Raw genomic sequence first — 22,550 nt, forward strand, 5'->3', positions numbered from 1 at the left:
TCGACCACTTGGATAAGGACCAGTCCGTGTTGATTCCCCTGAGCAATGTTCCCCGGGATTATGCGTGGGGGTCGACAACGGCCATCTCCGATCTCCTCGGAACTGTGCCATCCGGCGGGCCTGAGGCCGAACTCTGGCTCGGCGCCCACCCCGGGTCACCGGCGCGCGTGCTCGATCCATCGATGACCGGTAGCGCGGCGACGCTCGCGGACTGGATCGAGAGCGACCCTGCCGCCGCGGGGCTCGCCGAACCGCGCTTGCCCTTCCTCCTGAAGGTCCTCGCTGCAGACGCTCCGCTCTCGCTGCAGGCCCACCCGACACCCGCTGAAGCCCGCGCGGGATTCGAGCGGGAGAACGCCGCTGGCATTGCGCTCGACGCGGCGAACCGCAATTACCGCGACGCCTTCCACAAACCCGAGTTGATCTACGCGCTCAGCGAGACGTTCGATGCGCTCTGCGGATTCCGTCCGGTCGCTGACGCGCTCGTCGACGTCGACGCCCTGCTCGATGCGCCGGGTCTCAGCGCCGATGCCATCACCGCGTTGCGCGCGTTCCGCGACCGCCTCGCTGGCGGTGCCGACGGCGCCGGTACTGACGCCGTCGTGCTGCGTTCTGTCGTTGAATACCTGCTGACCGATGATGTGTCGGCTGTGGTCACGGCGGTCACGGATGCCGCTCAGTCCGCGCCCGAAACGCCCGCGGTGAGCACCGTGCGGCGGCTTGCCGGGTTCTACCCGGGTGACCCCGGAATCGTGGTCTCCCTCCTGGTGCGCAGTGTCACCCTGAAGCGCGGAGAGGTGCTGTACCTGCCGGCGGGAAACATCCATGCTTACCTCGGTGGCCTCGGGGTCGAACTCATGGCAGCGAGCGACAATGTGCTGCGGGGTGGCCTCACTCCCAAGCACATCGACGTCCCCGAACTGCTCAGCGTTCTCGACTTCACGCCGCTGCCCGTCCCGTACCTCGAGCCGCGTCCTGTCGGCGATGGCACCGAGGCCTTCGTTCCCGACGTGCCCGATTTTGAGCTCATCCATGTCTCAGGGCTGGGAGAAGGGTCAACTCAGCTCGAGCTGACCGGGCCGGCCATCGCCCTGGTCACTGACGGGAGCGCAACGGTCCGAGGGGCATCCGCGCACCGCTCTGTCGAACGGGGCGACGTGCTGTACATCACGCCGGACGAGGGTCCGCTCACTATCTCCGGTCCTGGCGAGATGTTCCTCGCGACGACCAGGCTGTCGGCCGACAGCTGAGTTCAGCCGACCATCTCTTCGTCGCTCGCTGTGCAGCTGAAGGTACGGCGGTACGCATTCGGGGTCGTGTGCAGGACCTTGAGGAAGTGGTGACGCATCACCGCCGATGAGCCGAAACCGCTCTCGGCGGCGATCTGCTCGAGTCCGTAATCGGTGCGCTCGAGCAGTTGCTGCGCCCGCATCAGTCGTTGCCTGTTGAGCCAGGCTGCCGGGGTCGCTCCCAGCTCGGCGCGGAACCGCCGGGCGAATGTGCGCTCGGACATCAGTGCCTGTGCGGCGAGCACGTCGACGGTGAGGTCCTCGGCGAGGTTCTCGAGCATCCAGTCCGTGACAGCGGCAAAGGAGTCGCTCCGACGCTCTGGCACCGGCGCCTGGATGAACTGTGCCTGCCCGCCGTCACGCTGTGGCGGAACAACCATTCGGCGAGCGATGACGTTCGCGGCCGCTGCGCCGAGCTCCGTTCGGACGAGGTGGAGGCACGCATCGATTCCCGCGGCCGTGCCTGCACCGGTGATCACGCCGCGGTCCTCGACGAAGAGCACGTCGGGGTCGACGTCGGTCAGGGGGTATTCGCGGGCGAGCTGGTCTGTGTACATCCAGTGCGTCGTGCTCCGGCGCCCGTCGAGGATTCCTGCTTCGGCGAGGGCGAAAGCACCGCTGCAGACCGAGAGGATCCAGGCGCCCCGTTTCTCGGCGTCCCTCAGGAGGTCGAGGACTCGCTGGTCAGGGTCGCCACCCGTCACCGAGTACGCGGGGATGGCGATCAGGTCGGCGTCCGCAGCCGCGCGGAGGTCGTCGGCGACGACGATGTCGAAACCCAGCTTGGTCTTCACGGGGCCAGGGTCTGCTGTCACGATCCTGAAGTCGAAACCGGGTCCGCCCGAGTCGGTCCTGTCGATACCGAAGACCTCGCAGATCACGCCGAACTCAAATGGCGCCATGTCGGGCAGGGCGACCACAGCGATTTTCTTCAACATTGGGACCTCCGGCTGGCAGAAATGAATCGAACAATGGCGAGTCTGCCACTGTTGGCAGAAAACAGCAATGCATAGATTTACAGCCATGATTCTTCTTCTTCTCCTCGTCCTGGCCGCCGTTGTGATTGCAACGGTCGCCTGCGCGATTGCCCTCACCCGCGACGGCTACCGTCGCGTCCCGACGCGTGGTCCCGGTCCAGCTGAAAGGCGCCGGTTCATCGTCTAGTTCGCCCCGCTTTTTCGGGTGCCATAGGCTCTGTGTGGGCACGAACAGTGCCCACACAGAGGAGGCAACATGACCTGGCTGGTCACCGGCGGAGCCGGATACATCGGAGCGCACGTCGTTCGCGCGTTCACCGAGCAGGGCATCGACGCGGTCATCCTGGATGACCTGTCCAGCGGTCACGAGTCGTTCGTTCCGCGCGACGTTCCCTTCGTTCGGGGAAGCATCCTCGACAGGGACCTCGTGCTCGACACACTGCGCCGGTTCAACATCACCGGCGTGGTGCACGTCGCTGGCTTCAAGTACGCCGGCGTTTCCGTCCAGCGGCCGCTGCACACTTACGCGCAGAACGTGACGGGAACTCTTGCGCTCCTCGGCGCCATGGAGGACGCCGGTGTGAACCGCCTGGTGTTCTCGTCGAGCGCGGCCGTCTACGGAACGCCGGACACCGACATCGTTACGGAGGAGACGCCAAAGAACCCTCAGTCTCCGTACGGTGAGTCCAAGCTCATTGGGGAATGGCTCCTGCACGACCAGGGTGTCGCCCAGGGGCTGGCACACACCTCCCTGCGTTACTTCAATGTCGTCGGCTCCGGTTATCCCGACGTTTACGACACGAGCCCGCACAACCTGTTTCCCCTCGTCTTCGACGCTCTGATCGATGGTCGGACGCCGCGGATCAACGGCAACGACTACCCGACCCCTGATGGCACGTGCGTTCGGGACTACATCCACGTCGCCGACCTTGCCCTGTCGCACGTCGCCGCCGCGAGGAGGCTCGACGCCGGAGAACCGATCGAACCCGTGTACAACCTGGGCTCGGGAGAAGGGGTCTCGGTCGGCGAGATCATGACCGCCATGCGCGAGGTCACCGGGATCGAGTTCGAGCCGGAGGTCGCGCCCCGTCGTCCCGGTGATCCCGCCCGCATCGTGGCATCGGGGGAACTCGCGGCACGGGACCTGGAGTGGACGATGCGCCACACGCTCAGCGACATGGTGTCGAGCGCGTGGAGCGCTCGCTCGACGGTCTGAGACACCTGCCTCCGCCGGGGTCGTCCATCGCGGACGGCCCCGCGCGGTGGGGCGGATTCTCTCCCCGGACCCCGGTTTTCGAGAGAAGTTGAGCCGCCCGCGACACGCCGGTGAATGCGGCATGAACCCTCCATGGGGGGTTGAGGGTTTACGATCTGCGACTTGACGTGGCGGAATTACACGGGTGTAATTAGCTATAGCGCCGCGTGGCGCACGGGTAACAAGTGGGGAGAGGGATATGGCGCCTGAATATCGCTCCGGTGTTCCCGAGGACTGGTTCGTCGATCCGGTACAGCTCGGAGTTCCTGGTGTCCGCAAGGCCGTCGACGACGACAACCCGCTTGCGTGGCAGTCCGATTCGCTCTGCGCGCAGACGGATCCCGAAGCATTCTTTCCCGAAAAGGGCGGCTCGACTCGCGATGCGAAGCGCATCTGCACGAGCTGCGAAGTGCGCACACAGTGCCTGGAGTACGCGCTCGAGAACGATGAGCGTTTCGGCATCTGGGGTGGCCTCTCCGAGCGCGAGCGCCGGAAGCTCAAGAAACGCGCCGTTTAGTTCTCCGCTGCTCAGTTCTCCGCTGCTCAGTTCTGCACTGCTCAGTTCTGCACTGCTAAGTTCTGCACTGCTAAGTTCCCGCCGTTTAGCTCTGCGCTGCTAAGTTCGCGCCGCTAAGTACTTCGCGCGCAGGGGTTGCGGCCCGTGACGCACCCGCGCCGACCAGCCATTCCGTGCCACGCCGACACGGTCAGCCGTGTCCTGACCAGGTCGACATAGTCTGGACGCGATGTTTCCCCGAGTAACCGCGATCCTTGTTGTGCACGATGGCACTGGCCCCACTGGCTCGAGCCACCTGCAGGACACGCTTGATGCCCTCGCAGCCCAGACCAGACAGCCAGACGCGATAGTCGCTGTTGCGTGTTCGTCGCCCGCCTCCGTCACGGAAGCCCTCGAACGAGCCGGCGTCGGTCGGATCGTCGAGGCCGATGTCCGGCTGAACTTTGCACAGGCCCTCGCCGAGGGCGCGCGGGTGATTCCACACGCGGGGGGTGAGGATGAGTTCCTCTGGCTGCTCGCACAGGACACGGCTCCAGCGCCGGAGGCACTGGCGCGACTGGTCGGGGCGCTCGAGGTTGCGCCCTCTGTCGCCGCTGCCGGCCCCAAGGTCATGGATGCCAGGGACGGCGCGACAATCGTCTCTCTCGGCCAGGCCCTCACGCCGCTCGGTGCCACAGTGTCGCTCGTCGGGGAAGAACTCGACCAGGGCCAGCACGACAGCATCTCCGACGTGCTCGGCGTTGCCCCGGCTGGCGTGCTCGTTCGCCATGCCGTCTGGGAAGAGGTCAGTGGGTTCGACACGTCCTTCGGCTCCACCGACGATTCTCTTGACTTCTGCGTGCGGGTTCGCCTGGCAGGACACCGCGTCGTTGTCGTACCAACAGCCGTGGTCTTCACCGCCGGTGACGGAATCGCCGGACCGTCGCGGTCGCGCCGCGCCGCGGCGTACCGCAGGAGGGTGCGCCAGTCGCGCGGAGCCCAGCTGTATCGCCGACTTGTCTATGCTCCGGCAGCTCTCGTTCTGCTCCACTGGCTGTCACTCGTTCCGCTCGCCGTTGCCCGCAGCGTGTGGCGCATCGCGACGAAGAATCCGGGCCTCGTCGGTGGCGAGTTCGCCGCGGCGTTCCAGGTCGCGTTCAGCCCGATTCGAGTCGCCAGGTCCAGGAAGAATCTGCACAACGCGAAGACCATCGGCTGGTCAGCGATCTCGCCCCTCCGCATCCCATTCGCCGAGGTGCGGCGCAGGCGCCTGCTCAGGCGGGAGGCTGGCGCTCCTGTCTACACGGTCGAGCGCAGCGATCTTCGTTTCTTCACCGGCGGTGGCGGCTGGCTCGTCATTGCCTCGGCGCTCGCAAGTGTCGGCCTCTTCTTCTCCCTCCTGGCCGCCCCGGCCGTTGAAGGGGGAGGGATGCTTCCGCTCTCGGCCTCCGTCGCCGGACTGTGGCAGAACATCGGCTTTGGCTGGCGGGACATCAGCATAGGTTTCACCGGCGCAGCCGACCCCTTCTCCGTGGTCATGGCCCTGCTCGGATCCGTGACGTTCTGGGACCCGTCGTACGCTCTCGTGGCCCTCACACTCCTCGCGCTTCCCCTGGCAACGCTCGGCGGCTGGTTCGCTGCGACCAGGCTCACCGAGTCGAGCGGCTACCGGATTGCCGCAGCGGTTCTCTGGACAGTTGCCCCGCCGTTCCTCACCGCGCTCATCGACGGTCGACCTGGCGCGATCCTTGTGCACCTTCTGCTGCCGTGGCTGTTCTACGCCGGATGCGTCGCCGCGCGTTCCTGGGCGGCATCCGCTGTCGCGTCGATGCTGCTGGCGATGACCGTAGCTGCTGCGCCGTCGCTCGCTCCCGCGTTCCTCGTGATCTGGGTACTCGCCCTCTGCGTCAGCGGTCGGCACATCGCCAGGATCGTCTGGCTCATCATCCCGACCGCAGCTCTCTTCGCGCCACTCATCTGGCAGCAGGGGATCGTTCGTGGCCGGTGGCTCCTCCTCCTCGCGGATCCCGGCGCCGTACTCGGCTCCCTCCCCACAACGGGCTGGCAGCTGGCCCTCGGCTTGCCGGGCGGAAACCCTGCCTGGGACTCGATCACCGCAGCCATGGGGATCTCCGGCCTGCCCGCTCACCTCGTCGTGCCGGCCCTGCTCGCGCCGATCGCCGCGATGGCACTCATCGCGCTCTTCCTGCCGGGCAGCGCCAGGGCTGCCGTGTTGCTCTTCGTCGGCCTGCTCGGCCTGGCGACGGCTCTCGGTGCGACCCAGCTCGAGATTTCGCTGAACGGGGCGACGGCCACCAGCGTCTGGGCCGGGTCTGGGCTGAGTCTCTACTGGCTCGGTCTCACCGGTGCCGCTGTCGTCGGCTTCGACAGCATGCGCAGGGCGGCCGTAGTTCCCGCAATCGTCGTCTCGACGCTCGCACTCGTGGTCGCCGTTCCCATTGCTGCGATGCTTCCGCTGGGCCACGGTGCCATTGTGGCGAGCGATGGCCGCACGCTGCCGGCATACGTCGCGGCGGCAGCCGCCACGAATCCCTCGCTCGGCACGCTCATCGTCACCCCCCAGCCGGACGGCGGAATCTCCGCGCGGATCGTCCGCGGAGCCGGTGACACCCTCGACAACCAATCGACGATCCTCACGACCGGTGAGAATCTCACGAGTAACGACGAGCAGGTCACTGTACTCGCGGGCAACCTCGTCTCACAGGGTGGCTACGATCCCGCTCCGACGCTCGCCGCGCTCGACGTCCAGTACGTTCTGCTCCCTCCCGCCGTTGTCGAGACGGGTGAGCAGGTGAGTCCCGAAGCGACCACGACGACGAGCCGCGCGTCGGCAGCCCTCGACAGCAGCCCCGTGCTCGCCCACATCGGACCGACCGACCACGGAACCCTCTGGCGGTTCGAGGGCGAAACCAGCGGCTCTGCCGCTGTCGGTCCCGTCTCCGTCTTCTCGACGCCGGTCCTGATCGGCTGGGCTATCGTCTTCGGATTCGCCCTGCTGCTCTCGGTCCCGACGGCCGCATCGCGTCGCGCCGCCGAAGAGTCCCCCCGAACCGTGGGCCGACGCGAGGTCCGCGAGCCGGTCCGCCGTCTGAGCCGCGCCGAACGCGCACAGCGTAAGGCCGACGCCGAAGCCGAAGCGAGCCTCGCCGCCGTCATCGCGTCGGAGGCGGAAGCCGAGGAGAAACGCGAAGCCGCTGACGCCGTCGCCGCAGCCTCGCCGGACGCTACTGCCGACACGACCGCGCCCGCTGACTCGGACGCACCCGCCGAAACCGACGCACCCGCCGAAACCGACGCATACGCCGATACGGCCGTACCCGCCGACACGGACCAGCTGCTGGTCAGCGCGGATCCTGACGCCGACGCATCCGTCGCCGCCGCGGAGGACGCCGAGACCCGGCCGCACGCAACACCAGGGACCGAAAGCGAGTACAGCCATGGCCGCTAGCAGAACCAGGGCTGCCACGAGCGGCCGCATGATCGCGGGCATCATCGGTGTCGCGATCGCGGGTGCCTCCGTCTTCGCCGTCGGCACCCTTGACCTGCCGCGCGTGAGGGCAGCGGTCCCGAGCGCCGTCATCACGCCGACGGCCGCCGATCAGGCGCGGGTGTGCGCCGGGCCATTGCTCCAGCTCGCTGGCGACGGGTCGTCGAGCGCTTCGTCCTTCGGAGCTGCGGAACTCACTGTCGGATCTGAATCCGGTTCTGAGCCGACGCTCAGCCCGCTTGCCGCACCCCATAATGTCGAAGCGGATGCCTTCGGGTCGCCCGCTGTGGTGAGCGTGCCGAGCGGTACGGATGCTGAGACGGCGCCCCTGCTCGCGGCGGCGCAATCGCAGTCTGCCGGGCTCGATGAACTGGCCGGCTTCGCTGCGGGCTCGTGCACCGAAGCCAGCGCCGAGAGCTGGCTGGTTGGCGGTTCGACCGACGTTGGCCGAACGAGCGTCATCACCCTCACCAACCCGACGCGCTCAGACGCCATCGTCGACCTCACCATCTACGGCGAAGCCGGCGTCGTCGACGCTCCGGGTTCGCAGGGAATCATCGTCAAGGGCGGTGAGCAGAAACTGCTGTCCCTCGCGGCCTTCGCGCCGAACCTGATCAGCCCGATCGTGCACATCGAGAGCAGAGGAGGGCAGGTCGCTGCCGCGATCCAGCACAGTGTCATCCGCGGCCTCACGCCGAGCGGAGTGGAATACGTTGCGCCGACGGCGCCGGCGGCCAACCGCCAGGTCCTGAGCGGGGTCGTGCTTCCGGAGAACGCTCCGGCCGTCTCCGATGAGGACTACGACGACAACAGCCCGGCCGTTCGGATGATCGCGCCCGGAACCGAGACCGCGCACGTCACAGTGACATTCACGAGCGAGCAGGATGCCTCATCGCCTGAACCCCTCGAGTACGACCTCGAGCCCGGTGTCGCAACGGAGATCAGCCTGGGCAGCCTGACCGCTGGCAGCTACACCATCGACATCCGTGCGGACCAGCCTCTCGTCGCTGGAGCACGCACCTCCGCCGCTGTCGGAGAATCGAGCGACTTCGCCTGGTTCCAGGCCTCAACGGCGCTGCCTGACACGGTGATGATCGCGGTTCCCGCCGGAGACGCCCCTGTGCTGCACCTCGCCAACCCCGGAAAGGACACCCTGGAGATCGAGCTCATCTCGGCCGGCGGGATCCTGAGCGAGACCCTCCCGGGTTCTTCGTCCGTTGCGATCCCGGTATCCGGCGGGACCTCGTACGAGGTCACCGGTGTTGACGGTGCGTTCGCCCAGCTCAGTATCGAGACAGCGACAGGGTTCAGTGCTTTTTCCGTGCAGCCGGCCAACCCCTCCGCAACGCCGGTGACGGTCTACCCGCGCTAACGGACTCCGGTGTCGGGCCTCGCTGGCCCGGCACCGAACCAGCGCGGGAGTCAGAAGTGGAAACGGTCGGGGCCGAGATCCCAGGGGTCCTTGCCGATCAGTTCGGCCGTCGCCCGGAAAACACAGCTCTCGATCATCATCCGCTGGTGGAGTTCATCGTCGCGGTGCAGCTTGCTCATGCGCTGGATCGGCAACCGGTACAGGACAACCCGTTGCTCGGACTGGCTGGTCCACCAGCGGGCGACGCCGTCCGTGTCCTGACTGCCGGCCGGCATCGAACCCACCTCAAAACGCACGGCTGCGAGTTCCTCCGGCCAGGTCGCGCGCAGAAAGTCTGCGGCGGCAGCGACCGTCATATCGAACGTGTCGATGCGGTTCTTGAGCGGCGGCAGGTGTGGGCCCGTTGCCGCGCTTCGCCCGGCCCGGCCGTGCCTGTCGTGCCTCACCGCTCGCCGCTCAAAGGTGCTGCTTCGTGAACCGCGTCGTGCCATGCAGCCATCCTATTCGCCGGTGAGATCGGCGAGGTGACCTCTGGCGCCTTCGAGCGGATGTATCGTGAATGGAATGTTGGACAGGCCATGTACGAAAGTCGGATGCTCGCGCGAAGCGGTCTCGACGCTCACCTACGATTACGGCGATTCGATGGCTGTCGTCGGTCCGCTCAGCCTCGCGCGCGAGCCGCACACCTACGATCTCTGCTCATTGCACGCCGAACGGATGAGCGTCCCACAGGGCTGGCAGGTCGTCAGGCATCAGGTGCTGAATAACAGCTAGCTCACCGGGTTTGTTCACGCCGGGTCTGCGAGAATGGAGGAATGACGTTTTCTTCGCCCGCAGCATCCGCTACCGCTCTTCCGTTCAAGGTCCGTGACCTTTCGCTTGCAGAGGCGGGCCGCCACCAGATCCGCCTCGCCGAGAACGAGATGCCTGGGCTCATGGCCCTTCGCGCCGAGTTCGGCGAATCGCAGCCGCTCGCTGGAGCCCGCATCGCCGGTTCGCTGCACATGACCGTGCAGACCGCCGTGCTCATCGAGACGCTCGTCGCCCTCGGTGCGCAGGTGCGCTGGGCGAGCTGCAACATCTTCTCCACTCAGGACGAGGCTGCCGCGGCCATTGCCGTCGGCCCGACAGGGACCGTCGACGCCCCCGCCGGCGCCCCGATCTTCGCCTGGAAGGGTGAGACGCTCGAGGAGTACTGGGAGTGCGCCGAGCAGATCTTCGACTGGAGCGCTGAAGCCTCTGCTGCCGGTGCCGACTGGGCCGGTCCGAACATGATCCTCGACGACGGTGGAGACGCCACGTTGCTCGTGCACAACGGCCGCAGCTACGAACTCGCGGGTGCCGTCCCCGAGACCGCCGACGACGAGAGCCACGAGGGCCGCGTTGTCCTCGACCTGCTGCGCCGTTCGCTCGCTTCGTCCACCGACCGCTGGACGAAGATCGCCGAGGAGATCCAGGGCGTCACCGAGGAGACCACCACGGGTGTTCACCGCCTGTACGAACTGTTCAGGAACGGCGAACTGCGGTTCCCGGCGATCAACGTCAACGACTCGGTCACCAAGAGCAAGTTCGACAACAAGTACGGCATCCGCCACTCGCTGCCCGACGGCCTCAACCGTGCCACCGACGTCCTCATCGGCGGCAAGGTCGCGTTCGTCGTCGGCTACGGCGACGTCGGCAAGGGTGCCGCTGAAGCGCTCCGCGGCCAGGGCGCTCGCGTGATCGTGAGCGAGGTCGACCCGATCTGCGCACTGCAGGCAGCGATGGACGGCTACCAGGTCGCCAAGCTCGAGAGCGTCGTCGACCAGGTCGACATCTTTGTCTCCGGCACCGGAAACCTCAACGTCATCACGACCGAGCACATGCTGAACATGAAGCACCTCGCAATCGTCGCGAACGTCGGCCACTTCGACAACGAGATAGACATGGCCGGACTCGAGAAGATCGAGGGTGCCGAGCGCGTCGAGATCAAGCCGCAGGTGCACGAGTGGCGCCTGCCGAACGGCCGGTCGATCCTCGTGCTCAGCGAGGGGCGCCTGATGAACCTTGGCAACGCCACCGGGCACCCGTCGTTCGTCATGAGCAATTCGTTCACCAACCAGGTCCTCGCGCAGATCGAGCTCTACGCGCACCGCGAGAACTACCCGGTCGGCGTGTACGTGCTGCCAAAACACCTCGACGAGAAGGTCGCGCGCCTCCACCTCGACGCACTCGGCGTTGAGCTCACGCGACTCACCGAGGAGCAGGCGGCATACATCGGAGTGTCGGTCGATGGTCCGTACAAGGTGGATCACTACCGCTACTAGGTCTTACGTGTGAGCGACGGCGTCGCCTGGCTTCGGCCGGGCGGCGCCGTTTGCGTGGGGCCGCGGTTCGTCCGTCACGGATGTCGGGCTTCCGTGCCGGTTGTCGGCATTCGCAACGGATGGCCGGTGGCCAGTTCGCGACAAGAGTTTCGTCCGTCGCGGATGTCGGGCTTCTGTGCCGGTTGTCGGCATTCGCGGCGGATGAGCCGGTGGGCAGTTCGCGACAGGAGTTTCGTCCGTCGCGGATGTCGGGCTTCTGTGCCGGTTGTCGGCATTCGCGGCGGATGAGCCGGTGGGCAGCTGGCGACAGGAGTTACGTCCGTCGCGGATGTCGGGCTTCTGTGCCGGTTGTCGGCATTCGCGGCGGATGAGCCGGTCGGCAGTTCGCGACAGGAGTTACGTCCGTCACGGATGTCGGGCTTCTGTGCCGGTTATCGGCATTCGCGGCGGATGAAGCGGGACGCGCCGAGGCGAATCGCTACCTCTCGGGGAACCCGTGCGGGCGCCCCGTCAACACGGGCGTGAGCGCCGCGAGCCGCTGCTGCTCGAGCATGTGTGCGGCGTACTCCCTGTCGCGGCGCACCGCGGCGACAGCGTAGAGGAACAGCACGGGGTCCGTGTCAGGAACGGGGGAGACGAACGCTGCGGCCTCCGCGGCCAGGTTCCGACCCAGCCGTGCGCGGGTCTCCGGCGTGAGCTTGTCGACCTGGTCGAGGAACTGGGCGATCCTGCGTGACAGGCGGTCAGGCATCCGCCCCACATCGGCAATGGTTGCCCAGCCCTGCAACGCCGGTGGTACGCCGTAGACCGAGTGATCAGCCTTCGGCACCCGCTCCTGCTGCGCGTAGGTGCCCGCAAGAAGATCGCCGAGCCGTTTCGAGCGAGCGGAGAGCAGGCCGGTGATGGCTGCGACGCCACCGAGGGTCATGTAGATCTCGAAGAACCCGACGAGGGCGCGGATGAACGCGTGCCGGAAACCCGTCGCACCGCCGTCGTCGCGGACGATGCGCGCGCCGATCGCAAGCTTGCCGAGGGAACGACCGTGGCTCAGCGTCTCGATCGTCGTCGGCAGCGCGACGGTCGAGAACGCGATGATTGCCGTTGAGAATGCGGCTGTCGCTGACTGGTCGATGACGCCCTGGGTCGCGAGGACGAGCAGGAGCCACAACAGGCCTGCCGCAACGAGGACCGACAGCAGGAAGTCGATGATGGCGCTCGCAGCACGGAGGATGAAGCTCGCGGACTGAACGTCGAGGGCGACGGCTTCGCCGGTGATCAGGAGCGAAGAGTCAGACAGATCCGACATGTGTGTGCCGGAGGAGTCAGTCATGAATAGTATCTAATCAGATGGATCTCGACGCCTACAGTGCCGCGCACCGAAATGAATGGGACCGCCTCGACTCGCTCGCGTCGAAGCGGTCGTTGTCGGGCGCTGAGGCCGACGAACTCATCGATCGGTACCAGGCCGGGGCAACGCAACTGTCGGCGATCAAGACGACAGCGGGATCGACCAGACAGGGTGATCGGCTGAGCGTCACCCTGTCGAAGGCGCGGCTGCGCTTCACCTCGGCGTCGACCAACGTGCTCAGCCAGCTGCCACGGTTCTTTGTGCTCCAGTTGCCCGCTGCGCTCTACCGGCTGCGCTGGCTGACGCTCGCCGTTGCTCTCGCGACCATCGCCGTCGCCGCGCTCTGGGCGGCGTGGGTGCTGAACGACCCGCAGGTGCTCGCGAACCTCGGTGACACGGAGGAACTGCGCCAGGTCGCCGAGGAAGATTTCGCCAATTACTACTCAGACAACCCCGCCGCGTCGTTTGCCGGGCAGGTCTGGACGAACAACGCGTGGATCGCTGCGCAGTGCATCGCGTTCGGAATCACGGGAATCTGGGTGCCATATGTCATCCTGCAAAACGCCCAGAACCTCGGGCTCAACGCCGCGGTGCTCTTCAGCTTCGGCCACGGCGACACCTTCTTTCTCTACATCGCGCCGCACGGCATGCTCGAACTGACCGCCATTTTCGTCGCTGCTGCCGGTGGACTGCGGATCTTCTGGGCGTGGGTGTCACCGGGCAACCGCACGAGGGCGCAGGCGCTCGCCGAAGACGCGCGCGCCTTGTTCACCGTGGCGATCGGCCTCGTGTTTGTCCTGCTCGTCGCCGGTATCCTCGAGGGATTCGTGACACCGCAGCCGTGGCCGTGGCCCGTGAAGATCGGGCTGGGGGCTCTTGCCCTCGGCGCGTTCCTCTTCTACATGCTCGTCGTCGGTCAGCGCGCGTACCGGGCGGGGGAGACCGGCGACCTCGTTGCCTTCGAGGCCGGCGCCCGGCGTCTCTACGCGAACTGAGCGGTTGTGCCGGCGGAAGGGGCGCGCGCGGCGTGTCGACCGTGCTGACGCTGGCACGTGACGGCATGGCCCCAGTTGTGGGACCGTGCCGGCGGGTGACCCCACCCATCGATATGCTCGGTTTTATTCGAGCATCCGGGGGCCTTCGTGAAAAAAATGTCGATCTTGATCGGCGTATCTGTGGTGTTGGCGCTTTCCAGCTGCGCGGCTGCAGATCCGCCTGCCGCATCGCCGGTTCCGACCGTCACGGTGACGGCGACTCCTGAGCCAGCAAAGCCAGAGCCACGTGGCCCGGATAGTCCGATCGAGGCCATCGACGCCTACGTGATGTGCCTCCCGTGGGCGACGGGCTATTCTGCGCACCCAATGGAGGTCGAGGTCGCCCCATTCGACGACCCGCGCACCGTAGTTACGGTCCGGTCGGACGGAAACTGGTTCGTCTACCTGCACGTCATCAACAACAGCCCCGGATACGACGGACAGGAAGAGGCCACCGGATGCCTGCTCAAGGGGACGATGGGAAACGTGGAATGGACAATGACCAATACCGGGGCGTGGCAGGACCCGACGACGTTTGAACCTGACGGGTACGAAGAAGCCTTTCCCGGCGACTAGCGGAGGAGCGCGTTTAGGGCGGTAATGCGACCCGGCGCAGCCACCAGTAAAGGCCGTAGGCCGCCACCGTCGGAATCACGGCGGCTGGAGCGGCTAGCGGCGCGCACCCTCGCGTGCCGGGGCATCCGCCTGCCTCGCCGCCTGCTCCGTCGACTGCTCGCCGCGAACAGCATCCTTCGGCCGGTTCTTCAGCTCGCCCGTCAGGACCAGGGCAACGCCGCCGCCGCACAGGGCGAAACCGACGAGGGTGAGGGCTGTCAGTGGCTCGCCGAGAAGCAGGAAGCCCGCAACCGCCGTCATTGGGGCGACGAGGAACAGCAGGGCGTTGAGTGCCGTGATGCCGACTCTTCGAAGCAACCACCAGTACAGGCCGTAGGCGGCCAGGGTGGGGAAGATCGCCATCAGAATGATCTGGAGCCAGAACACCGGTGAGGCCGGGGGCAGCAGTGTGCCAGTGACCGCAGCGAGGACGAGGGATGCGACGGCCGTCACCGTGACGTGGATGGTCATCGTGGTCAGCACAGGAAGCTGTGCCGCCGCGCGCCGGTCCAGGAAGGTGGCCCCGACGAGGCAGACCATGGCGAGTGCGGGCAGAACGTAGGCGAGGGGAGGGGCGTCAGACCCCGTCATCTGCGTCTGGACGACGAGCAGCACCCCGAGCGCGCCGAGGACGAGTCCTCCCCACTGGCCGATCCGCACCCGCAGCCCGAGCAGCGGGCCGACCAGCGTCGCAACGATGAGCGGCTGAACGGCGTCGATCAGCGCGGTGGTCCCCGCGGTGATGCCGCTGGCGACCGACGCGTAGACGAAGACGCAGTACCCGAACTGCGCGAACAGGCCGACGACCGCCTGGTGTCCGATGTCGGCGGCAGACACACCGCGAAACAGTTTCCGGGTCCGGGCAACGAGCAGGAGGAGGAGCGCGACGGGAATGAATCGCCAGACGAGCACCGTGGCCGGAGCGACGTCGACGGTTGCCATCGCCGCGATGACGAACCCCGAGCTCCAGGAGGTGACGAATCCGGCAGCGGCCAGTACGGTGACCACCGCTCCCAGTACACCGACCTGTTTACTCATTCGGTCGACTATACAGGACGGTATAGTAAGCCGCATGACGGTCACTCTTCCGGCACAGCCCTCGCTGACGCCCGCCGCGCGCCAGATCCTCGACGCGGCCTCCGAGTTGTTCTACGAGCGCGGCATCCACGCTGTCGGCGTCGACACCATCGCCGCGGCCGCCGGTGTGACGAAAAAGACCCTCTACGACCGGTTCGGGTCGAAAGAGGCGCTCGTGGTGTCGTATCTCCGGCACAGGGAAGCCCGCTGGCGAGAGCACCTCGCTGCCTGTCTTGCACGCACGCCTGAGCCAGGAGTCGAGCGTATTCTCGGCGTCTTCGACGCAGCGATCTCCTGGTCGGGCACGAACAGCCCCAAGGGGTGCAGCGCGATCAACGCTCGCGCAGAACTCGACGACAGCCAGGCCGGGGCCGTGTTTCCTGAGGTCTCCGGGCAGAAGGCGTGGCTGCTCGGGTTGTTTGCCGAGTTGTGCCGCGACGCGGGAGTCCCTGACCCCGATCGCGCAGCATCCACGCTCATGCTCCTCTACGAGGGTGCGATCGTGACTGTCGGGATGGGAACGTTCGACAGTCCGTTTGAACTCGCGCGCGACGTGGCGCGTGCGCTGCTGGAGTCGAGGCAGGCGGACGTTACAGCCGGCCAGCAGCCTTGAGCGCGATGTACCGGTCAGCGAGGGCTGGCGGCAGCTCCTCGGGCGAGGCCGTCACCACCTCAGCGCCGAGCTGACGAACGGCGGCGGACACGCGCGCGACGTCGAGTAGAGCCCGCTCGGCTGCCGCCGCCAGGTAGATCTCGTCGCGATTGCCCCTGGTTTGGCTCGCTTCGAGCGCAAAGGGATCGGTGACGGATGCCACAACGACCGTATGGCGGGCCGTCAACTGGGGGAGTACCGAGAGCAGCCCCGTCGACGCCCCCGGCGCGTCGATCGAGGTCAGGAGAACGACGAGGGAGCGCTGGGTGGTGATGTTGCGCACCTGGCCTGGCACCGCCTTCCAGTCCATTTCGAGCAGCTCAGGATCGATCCCCGCCATGGTGTCGACGAGCTTCGACAGGAGGTCAGCCCCTGTTGCCCCCTGCACACGCCCGCGGACGCGCCTGTCGTACGCCACGAAGTCCACCCGGTCACCCGCCCGGGTAGCGAGTGCGGCGAGCAGCAGTGAGGCTTCGAATGCGGTGTCGATCCGCGGTTCGTCGGCCACCCGCACCGCCGAGGTCCTGCCGGTGTCGAGCACGATCACCACGCGCCTGTCCCGTTCAGGGCGCCACGTGCGCACCACGACGTCGCGCCGTCGTGCCGTTGCGCGCCAGTCGATCGAGCGCACGTCGTCGCCGCGGACGTACTCGCGCAGCGAGTCGAACTCGGTTCCCTGGCCGCGAACCATCACGCTCGTCGCGCCGTCGAGTTCACGCAGTCGCGCGAGCCGCGATGGCAGGTGCTTGCGGGCGTGGAACGGCGGGAGCACGCGAATCCGGCCGGGCGAGGCGAGTGTAGCCTGGCGGGCCGCCAGCCCGAGGGGGCCCCGCGAACGCACGGTGACCTGCTCGACCCGCCGTTCGCCGCGGCGTGACGGAGTGAGTTGCACCGTGATGACCCGGCGTTCGCGCGGGGGAATGGTGACCCGGGTGCGGTTCGTCGCCGGTCCCGCCGACGGCTGCCAGGCATCCCGCACCGTCGCCCGGAGCGTGCGCCGACCCCGGTTGGTGAGGTAGAGCTCGCTCGTGACGCTCTCTCCCAGCCGGGTGCGTGAGGGCAGGGACCTCGAGGTCGAGACCAGGCGGGGGGATGCCGCGAGCACGAGATCGAGGACGGCCGCGAGCACGCAGAACACCAGCCACAGCCCGAGCATGACGGCCGGTTCGCCGGTGATCGAGCCAAGCACGATCACCGGAACAACGCCGAGTGCGACGAGCGCGACGAACCTCCCCGAGATGGTCATTTAGATCGGGACCTGCACCTGCGTGAGAATCGACCGGAGGATGGCGTCGGATGCGACACCCTCGAGTTCGGCCTCCGGCCGGAGCTGGAGCCGGTGCCGCCAGACCGGAAGCACCATGGCCTGCACGTGGTCGGGGGTGACCGAGGGGTAACCGCTCAGCCAGGCCCACGCCTTCGCTGCAGCGAGCAGCGCCGTTGTTCCACGGGGACTGACGCCCATGCGCACGCTCGGACTCTGCCGGGTCGCCCGTGCGAGGTCGACGACGTAGCCGAGCACGTCAGCAGACACCCCGGTGGCCGCGGCGGCACGCTGGGCGTCGGCGAGGTCATCGGCATCGAGCACGGCGGTGACGCCTGCAGCGGAGAGGTCGCGCGGGTTGAAGCCGGCGGCGTGGCGCCGAAGCACCTCGACCTCGAGTTCCCGCTCGGGAATGTCGAGGACGAGTTTGAGCAGGAACCTGTCGAGCTGCGCCTCGGGCAGCGTGTAGGTGCCCTCGTACTCGATCGGGTTCATTGTCGCGGCGACCATGAACGGGGTGGGGAGCGGCTGGGTGACCCCGTCGACGCTCACCTGGCGCTCCTCCATCGACTCGAGCAGCGATGACTGGGTTTTCGGGGGAGTCCTGTTGATCTCGTCGGCGAGGAGGATGTTCGTGAAGACGGGGCCGCGCCGGAACTCGAACTCACCGCTCTTCGCGTCGTAGATCAGGGACCCGGTGACGTCACCCGGCATCAGGTCCGGGGTGAACTGCACGCGCTTCGTGTCGAGATCGAGCGCCGAGCTCAGTGTGCGAACGAGCAGCGTTTTCGCGACACCGGGAACACCCTCGAGCAGAACATGGCCCTTCGCCAGCAGCGCGATGATGAGACCGGTGACCGCCGCCTCCTGCCCGACAACGCTCTTCGCGACCTCGCGCCGCACCTGGACGAGTTTCTCCCTGACTTCAGCGACCCGCGCGGGCTCGCCGTGTGTCGGGGTACCGTCAGCCGCGAGGGGATACGGGTTCGGTGGAACCGCCGCACTCGGGTGCTCGATGAGGGGCTGCTGCGGGTACTGGTTGCCCTCGACTGGCTGCTGCTGTGACATCTGAGTTCTGCTTCCGGTTGCGAGTGGGGATCTGTCGGAACGGCTGCGGCACGATCGCCGCTTCCACGTTACGACGGGCGGGCGGGTGGTCGCGGGGTCACGGCGGCTGCCGTTGCCCGCTCGAGTTCGGCAAGAGCGTCGGAAATCGCGACAACGTCGCGCTCCGAATTCGGCACGGTGTCGACGAGGATGCCGCGGACCTGGTCGCGAGGACGCGAGAGCAGAGCCGCAGCGGCATCCGCCACCTCGTACACCGTCGCGTGTCTGGAGAGGCCGAGTGCCCCGCCGAGTCGTGCGGTTGCGCCCATCCGAAGCGCATCGATCGCGCGCGTTCGCGCCGACACGCGCTGGTAGAGCCGTGCCCTGCCCTCGAGTGTTTCGCCAGCGGGCACCGTCACGGGGAGGTCCTCGGCGACGAGCGGACCGAACCGGCGCCCGCGCCAGAACATGGCGACCAGCGCGGTGATCGCGAGGAGAGACGTGGTCGGCACGAGCCAGATCGGGGTCAGTTCGGCGACGTTGGGCGGGCCGGATGCTTCGACATCGGCAATCGTCGGCAGGTACCAGACGAGTCGCTCGGTCTCGCCGAGCAACCCGAGGGCGAGGGCGGCGTTGCCGTTCTCGATCACCCGGTCGTTGCTGAGCAGGTCGACCGGTCCCACCAGGGTGAGCGTGCCGTTCGCGGTCGGCAGCTGCACCACACCGAAACCATCGGTGTCCGCGGGGAAGCAGCCCACGGCATCCGAATCATTGGTGATCCGGAAGGTGGCGCCGGCGCTGATGCTCCCGGCGCGTTCGGCGGCAGGCAGGTCGCAGTCCGCCGTCAAGGCGACCGACTCTTCGCTCCTGCCGGCGGCGAACACGCCGGGTGCGAGCGACTGGAGCTGGGTGAAGGTGGGTCCGAGGATCACCACCGAATCCGCGGCGCTGACGAGCTCGGACAGCCTCGCGTCGGAGAGGTAGCCGGACGGGTCGAAGACGGCGAGGGTGGTTCGGGCCTGGTCGGCCTCCACCATCGCTTCACTGAAGGACTCCGGCAGCAGCACATCGACGCCCTGGCTCCGCAGGACCTCGGCGGTGGCCTTCGCCCCGGTCGGCGCCGGGTTCGCCGGGTCGAGTTCGATTCCGCTCGATGTGCCGCCCCGCGTGAGCATGAGGGTGGCAACGACGACGACGGCGGAGACCAGGGCGACACCGATCCAGAACACCGCGCGCCTGACGACGGTGCGAGCGAGGGGCGTCGTCACCTGATTTCCGGCGACGTCGGATGCCGCGGCGTGCGCTGTGCGCTCCTTGAGGTCGTTGGCGGTCACGCGGAGCTCTCCTCGGTGATGGCCTCGAGCCGGGCTGGCGTGCGCGCGTCGAGTTCATCATCGAGCGCGGCAAGTTGGCGATACTGCTCCGCGGTGCCCTCTGCGCCGAGGTAACGGACGCCGTCAAATGTCCGTGCGGCGTCGGCGAGCCGGAGGCGCGCGTCAGGAAATGCGTCGGCGGCGCGCTCGGCGAAGTCGTGCGCGGTTGTGCCGGGCGAGACGAAGACAACGGTGCGCTCGGTGAGGCTCCTGGCGATGGCCCTGAACCGGTCCCGGATGGCGGCGGTCCAGTCGCCGGCCGCCGCTGACCGGTCCGACGCCACCCGCAACTCGTCGGCGGACCGGGTGTCATCATCACCGAACAGGCCGCTCACCCCTGTGCTTCTGCGGTTGAGTCGCGGGACGCCCCAGACCAGCAGGGCGACAGCGATCGCGAGTATGACGGCCGCGACGATGGCAACCGGTATCCAGTCAGTCGGTACTGCCTCACCGGGCTGGAACAGGCGCCCGAGCCAGTCGAAGAACTCCTGGGAGAGCCTGTCGAAGAGGCTGGGTTGCGCCGCAGCGTACTCGGGTTTGCTCAACTCCTCGATGAGCCAGTCCCGTGCCTCGGGCGCTGACGGATCGACGGGCACATCCGCCGTTGGATGGGTGATTCCGGTGAACCGGCCGCCGGTTACCGCGAGCCCGCCTAGGCCCACGGCGATCCCGGACCGGTCCCTGCCTGCGTCTGGGGAGGGTTTGCTCGGACGAGGTAGGGGTCTTCGACCGTGTGGTCGCCCGTCTGCCGCGCCTCGACGAACCGGATGAGCTCGAGATCGAGTCCTTCCTTACGCATCCGAAGGTCGACATAGATGAGGGCGATCGCTGCGGACGACACGACGGAGGTGATCGAGCCGATCAGGAGTGAGAGCACGATCATGATCACGTAGAGCACGACCGGACCGATCCAGCTCTCCGCCGACGTGCCGGTCGGGTCGATCGCCGAGACAGCCATGATGTAGAGGAAGCTGATCGGGCTGATGACGATCTGCGACACAGTGCCGACGATGAAGGCGATGAGGTACTGCACGCCGAGGGTGCGCCAGAAGTAGCCGTCGGTGAGGCGCCAGGACCGGCGGATCGCGGCGATCATCGTCGCCCGTTCGAGCACGATGATGCTCGGCACTATCGACAGCTTGATGCTTACCCACACGCCGACCACGACGAGGGCGATAGCGGCGAGGATCGCGAGGATGATGCCGGCCGCGACGAATCCGCCGCCGAGGACGACGAGGAGCCAGACGATGCCGACGATGACAGCGACCACGGCCAGGACGGCACCGGTGGCGACGAGGACCCAGAGCAGCAGGCTGCCAAGGCGGGGCCAGGTTGCCTTCCACACAGCCTTGAGGGTGAGCTTCTCACCGAGGGTCGCGCGCGCAACCTCGGTGACAATAACGCCCTGCAGGAACACTGTTCCAACGAGGGTGATCAGGAACGGGACGAGTGAACCGATAATGATGCCGGCGATCCCGCCGGCCGCGACGGCATCCTGATCCTCCGGGGCCGCAGCGGTGATGCGCGAGATGAAGAAGAACGTGATCACGCCGATGACGAGAAGGCTGATGATGACGGTGACGGCCTGCACGAGGAGCGCGCTGCCGAACGTCGCCTTCGGGTTTCGCTTGAGGGCGAGGAACGGAGCGGAGAGCAGAGTGCCGAACCCGAGCGGGCGCAGGGGAATCAGCCCCGGTTTGGGGGGAGGGGTCCACCCCGGCTGTGAGAACAGCGGTGCGCCGTACGGATTCTGGCCGTACCCAGGCTGGGATGGAGCCTGACCGTACGGGTACGGGTTTTGACCGTACTGGCCCTGGCCGGAGGGGTTCTGGCCGTAGGTGTTCTGACCGTACTGGTTGCCCTGGCCGTACCCGTTCGAGCCGTGAACACTGGGGTCGTAGTCGTTCGGGGCGGCAGGCTGTTGCGGCTGTTGCGGCTGTTGCGGCTGGCCGGATGGCGGCGACGGCTGCTGCCCGGAAGGAGGGGGCGACACGCGCTCACCATAGCGTGGTGGCTCCTCCGGCTGGCCCGGTGCCTGCCAATTCTGGTCGTGTGTCATTCAGCGGCCCCTCCGTCGCGAAAACATGCCGTGCTCATCGTGGCACATCTGATCCGCGCCCCGCGAACCTTACTCCGGTCGGGCGAAATCGGTGCAATACGCAAAGTCCCCGGCTGGAGCCAGTAATCTGTTCGAGTACCCATGGCTGTCGTCCCCCCGCGTCAGCCGAAGAAACGAGAACGAGGCGTATGAACGCACGGATCCTGGTTGTCGACGACGACACAGCGCTGGCCGAGATGATCGGCATTGTGCTGCGAACCGAAGGGTTTGAGCCGCACTTCTGCGCCGATGGCAGCGGCGCCGTTGACGCTTTCCACGAGGTAAAGCCGGATCTCGTGCTTCTTGACCTCATGCTTCCAGGTATCGACGGCATCGAAGTCTGTACCCGCATCCGTTCCGAATCCGGCGTGCCGATCATCATGCTGACGGCCAAGACCGACACCGCCGATGTGGTCAAGGGACTGGAGTCCGGCGCAGACGATTACATGGTGAAGCCGTTTAATCCCAAAGAACTCGTCGCGCGGATTCGCACCCGCCTGAGGCCGACGCCCCAGCAGGCGCAGGACACCCTGCAGATCGGTGACCTCGTCGTCGACGTGGCCGGCCACGAAGTGCGACGTGGTGACGTGCCCATCAACCTCACCCCCCTCGAGTTCGACCTGCTGCTGACGCTGGCATCCAAACCGCAACAGGTCTTCACACGCGAGATGCTTCTCGAGCAGGTGTGGGGATACCACTACAAGGCTGACACCCGGCTCGTGAACGTGCACGTTCAGAGGCTCAGGGCGAAGGTCGAGTTTGATCCCGATAACCCACGCATCGTCATGACTGTTCGCGGTGTCGGCTATCGTGCCGGTTCCGGCGTCCCGCTCTAGAGC

The 22,550-nt window shown here is 66.9% G+C and carries 21 protein-coding genes; 12 read left to right on the forward strand and 9 right to left on the reverse strand.

All coding sequences use genetic code 11. The features are described 5' to 3' along the window. Positions 1–26: 26 nt before the first annotated feature. Complete coding sequence (gene manA / locus AC1X6S_RS09935) at positions 27–1,250, forward strand: mannose-6-phosphate isomerase, class I (RefSeq protein ID WP_483405588.1); 1,224 nt, start codon at positions 27–29, stop codon at positions 1,248–1,250. 2 nt (positions 1,251–1,252) lie between these two features. Here the strand turns inward: manA and AC1X6S_RS09940 are convergent, their stop codons facing one another. After that, a complete protein-coding gene (locus AC1X6S_RS09940) occupies positions 1,253–2,227 on the reverse strand; it encodes a GlxA family transcriptional regulator (protein ID WP_483405589.1) in 975 nt (324 codons plus the stop codon). Positions 2,228–2,312: 85 nt separating this feature from the next. Between AC1X6S_RS09940 and AC1X6S_RS09945 the strand changes: the two genes are divergently transcribed. The 5 genes from AC1X6S_RS09945 (at position 2,313) to AC1X6S_RS09965 (ending at position 8,897) form a co-directional block, all read left to right on the forward strand. Next, positions 2,313–2,453 (forward strand): hypothetical protein, encoded by a 141-nt coding sequence (locus tag AC1X6S_RS09945; RefSeq protein ID WP_483405590.1) that lies wholly within the window; start codon positions 2,313–2,315, stop codon positions 2,451–2,453. Between the two features lie 69 nt (positions 2,454–2,522). Further along, complete coding sequence (gene galE / locus AC1X6S_RS09950; RefSeq protein ID WP_483405591.1) at positions 2,523–3,482, forward strand: UDP-glucose 4-epimerase GalE; 960 nt, start codon at positions 2,523–2,525, stop codon at positions 3,480–3,482. 238 nt (positions 3,483–3,720) lie between these two features. Further along, on the forward strand, positions 3,721–4,038 hold the full coding sequence (locus AC1X6S_RS09955) for a WhiB family transcriptional regulator (protein ID WP_483405592.1): 318 nt from the start codon (positions 3,721–3,723) through the stop codon (positions 4,036–4,038). A gap of 229 nt (positions 4,039–4,267) precedes the next feature. Continuing rightward, positions 4,268–7,486 carry a glycosyltransferase family 2 protein gene (locus AC1X6S_RS09960; RefSeq protein WP_483405593.1) on the forward strand — a complete coding sequence of 1,073 codons (3,219 nt, stop codon included), beginning with the start codon at positions 4,268–4,270 and terminating at the stop codon, positions 7,484–7,486. Then, complete coding sequence (locus AC1X6S_RS09965) at positions 7,476–8,897, forward strand: DUF5719 family protein (RefSeq protein WP_483405594.1); 1,422 nt, start codon at positions 7,476–7,478, stop codon at positions 8,895–8,897. The genes AC1X6S_RS09960 and AC1X6S_RS09965 overlap by 11 nt, the downstream gene beginning before the upstream one ends. Positions 8,898–8,947: 50 nt before the next feature. On the opposite strand, the gene AC1X6S_RS09970 is transcribed toward AC1X6S_RS09965, so the two are convergent. Next, on the reverse strand, positions 8,948–9,388 hold the full coding sequence (locus tag AC1X6S_RS09970) for a metallopeptidase family protein (protein WP_483405595.1): 441 nt from the start codon (positions 9,386–9,388) through the stop codon (positions 8,948–8,950). A gap of 73 nt (positions 9,389–9,461) precedes the next feature. Here AC1X6S_RS09970 and AC1X6S_RS09975 point away from each other — a divergent pair, with 73 nt between their 5' ends. Next, positions 9,462–9,671, forward strand: coding sequence for a DUF3499 family protein (locus tag AC1X6S_RS09975; protein WP_483405596.1), 210 nt, complete (start codon positions 9,462–9,464; stop codon positions 9,669–9,671). A gap of 41 nt (positions 9,672–9,712) precedes the next feature. Beyond that, a complete protein-coding gene (ahcY, locus tag AC1X6S_RS09980; protein WP_483405597.1) occupies positions 9,713–11,203 on the forward strand; it encodes an adenosylhomocysteinase in 1,491 nt (496 codons plus the stop codon). A gap of 478 nt (positions 11,204–11,681) precedes the next feature. Here the strand turns inward: ahcY and AC1X6S_RS09985 are convergent, their stop codons facing one another. Then, positions 11,682–12,533: an RDD family protein gene (locus AC1X6S_RS09985; protein WP_483405598.1), complete on the reverse strand. Its 852-nt coding sequence runs from the start codon at positions 12,531–12,533 to the stop codon at positions 11,682–11,684. Between the two features lie 17 nt (positions 12,534–12,550). Here AC1X6S_RS09985 and AC1X6S_RS09990 point away from each other — a divergent pair, with 17 nt between their 5' ends. Beyond that, positions 12,551–13,546, forward strand: coding sequence for a stage II sporulation protein M (locus AC1X6S_RS09990; protein WP_483405599.1), 996 nt, complete (start codon positions 12,551–12,553; stop codon positions 13,544–13,546). Positions 13,547–13,711: 165 nt separating this feature from the next. Further along, positions 13,712–14,161, forward strand: coding sequence for a hypothetical protein (locus AC1X6S_RS09995; protein ID WP_483405600.1), 450 nt, complete (start codon positions 13,712–13,714; stop codon positions 14,159–14,161). Positions 14,162–14,254: 93 nt separating this feature from the next. Here the strand turns inward: AC1X6S_RS09995 and AC1X6S_RS10000 are convergent, their stop codons facing one another. Continuing rightward, complete coding sequence (locus AC1X6S_RS10000; RefSeq protein ID WP_483405601.1) at positions 14,255–15,238, reverse strand: DMT family transporter; 984 nt, start codon at positions 15,236–15,238, stop codon at positions 14,255–14,257. Positions 15,239–15,272: 34 nt separating this feature from the next. On the opposite strand from AC1X6S_RS10000, the gene AC1X6S_RS10005 reads away from it, so the two are divergent. Continuing rightward, the gene (locus tag AC1X6S_RS10005; protein ID WP_483405602.1) at positions 15,273–15,890 is read left to right on the forward strand and encodes a TetR/AcrR family transcriptional regulator; all 618 of its coding nucleotides are present in this window, start codon (positions 15,273–15,275) and stop codon (positions 15,888–15,890) included. Here AC1X6S_RS10005 and AC1X6S_RS10010 read toward each other — a convergent pair. From AC1X6S_RS10010 to AC1X6S_RS10030, 5 genes are all read right to left on the reverse strand, one after another. Then, a complete protein-coding gene (locus AC1X6S_RS10010; protein WP_483405603.1) occupies positions 15,868–17,175 on the reverse strand; it encodes a DUF58 domain-containing protein in 1,308 nt (435 codons plus the stop codon). The two genes, AC1X6S_RS10005 and AC1X6S_RS10010, sit on opposite strands and share 23 nt — an antisense overlap. Beyond that, positions 17,176–18,261, reverse strand: a complete 1,086-nt coding sequence (locus tag AC1X6S_RS10015; RefSeq protein ID WP_483405604.1) for an AAA family ATPase — start codon at positions 18,259–18,261, stop codon at positions 17,176–17,178. It lies immediately after the preceding gene. A gap of 68 nt (positions 18,262–18,329) precedes the next feature. Continuing rightward, positions 18,330–19,574 (reverse strand): DUF4350 domain-containing protein, encoded by a 1,245-nt coding sequence (locus AC1X6S_RS10020; protein WP_483405605.1) that lies wholly within the window; start codon positions 19,572–19,574, stop codon positions 18,330–18,332. Next, a complete protein-coding gene (locus AC1X6S_RS10025) occupies positions 19,571–20,275 on the reverse strand; it encodes a DUF4129 domain-containing protein (RefSeq protein ID WP_483405606.1) in 705 nt (234 codons plus the stop codon). Before AC1X6S_RS10025 ends, AC1X6S_RS10020 begins: the two co-directional genes overlap by 4 nt. Beyond that, positions 20,266–21,606: a hypothetical protein gene (locus AC1X6S_RS10030; protein WP_483405607.1), complete on the reverse strand. Its 1,341-nt coding sequence runs from the start codon at positions 21,604–21,606 to the stop codon at positions 20,266–20,268. Before AC1X6S_RS10030 ends, AC1X6S_RS10025 begins: the two co-directional genes overlap by 10 nt. A 254-nt stretch (positions 21,607–21,860) precedes the next feature. Here AC1X6S_RS10030 and mtrA point away from each other — a divergent pair, with 254 nt between their 5' ends. Further along, on the forward strand, positions 21,861–22,547 hold the full coding sequence (gene mtrA / locus AC1X6S_RS10035) for an MtrAB system response regulator MtrA (protein WP_483405608.1): 687 nt from the start codon (positions 21,861–21,863) through the stop codon (positions 22,545–22,547). Positions 22,548–22,550: the final 3 nt, after the last annotated feature.

It is taken from the genome of Mycetocola sp. Y442, from assembly GCF_056898615.1.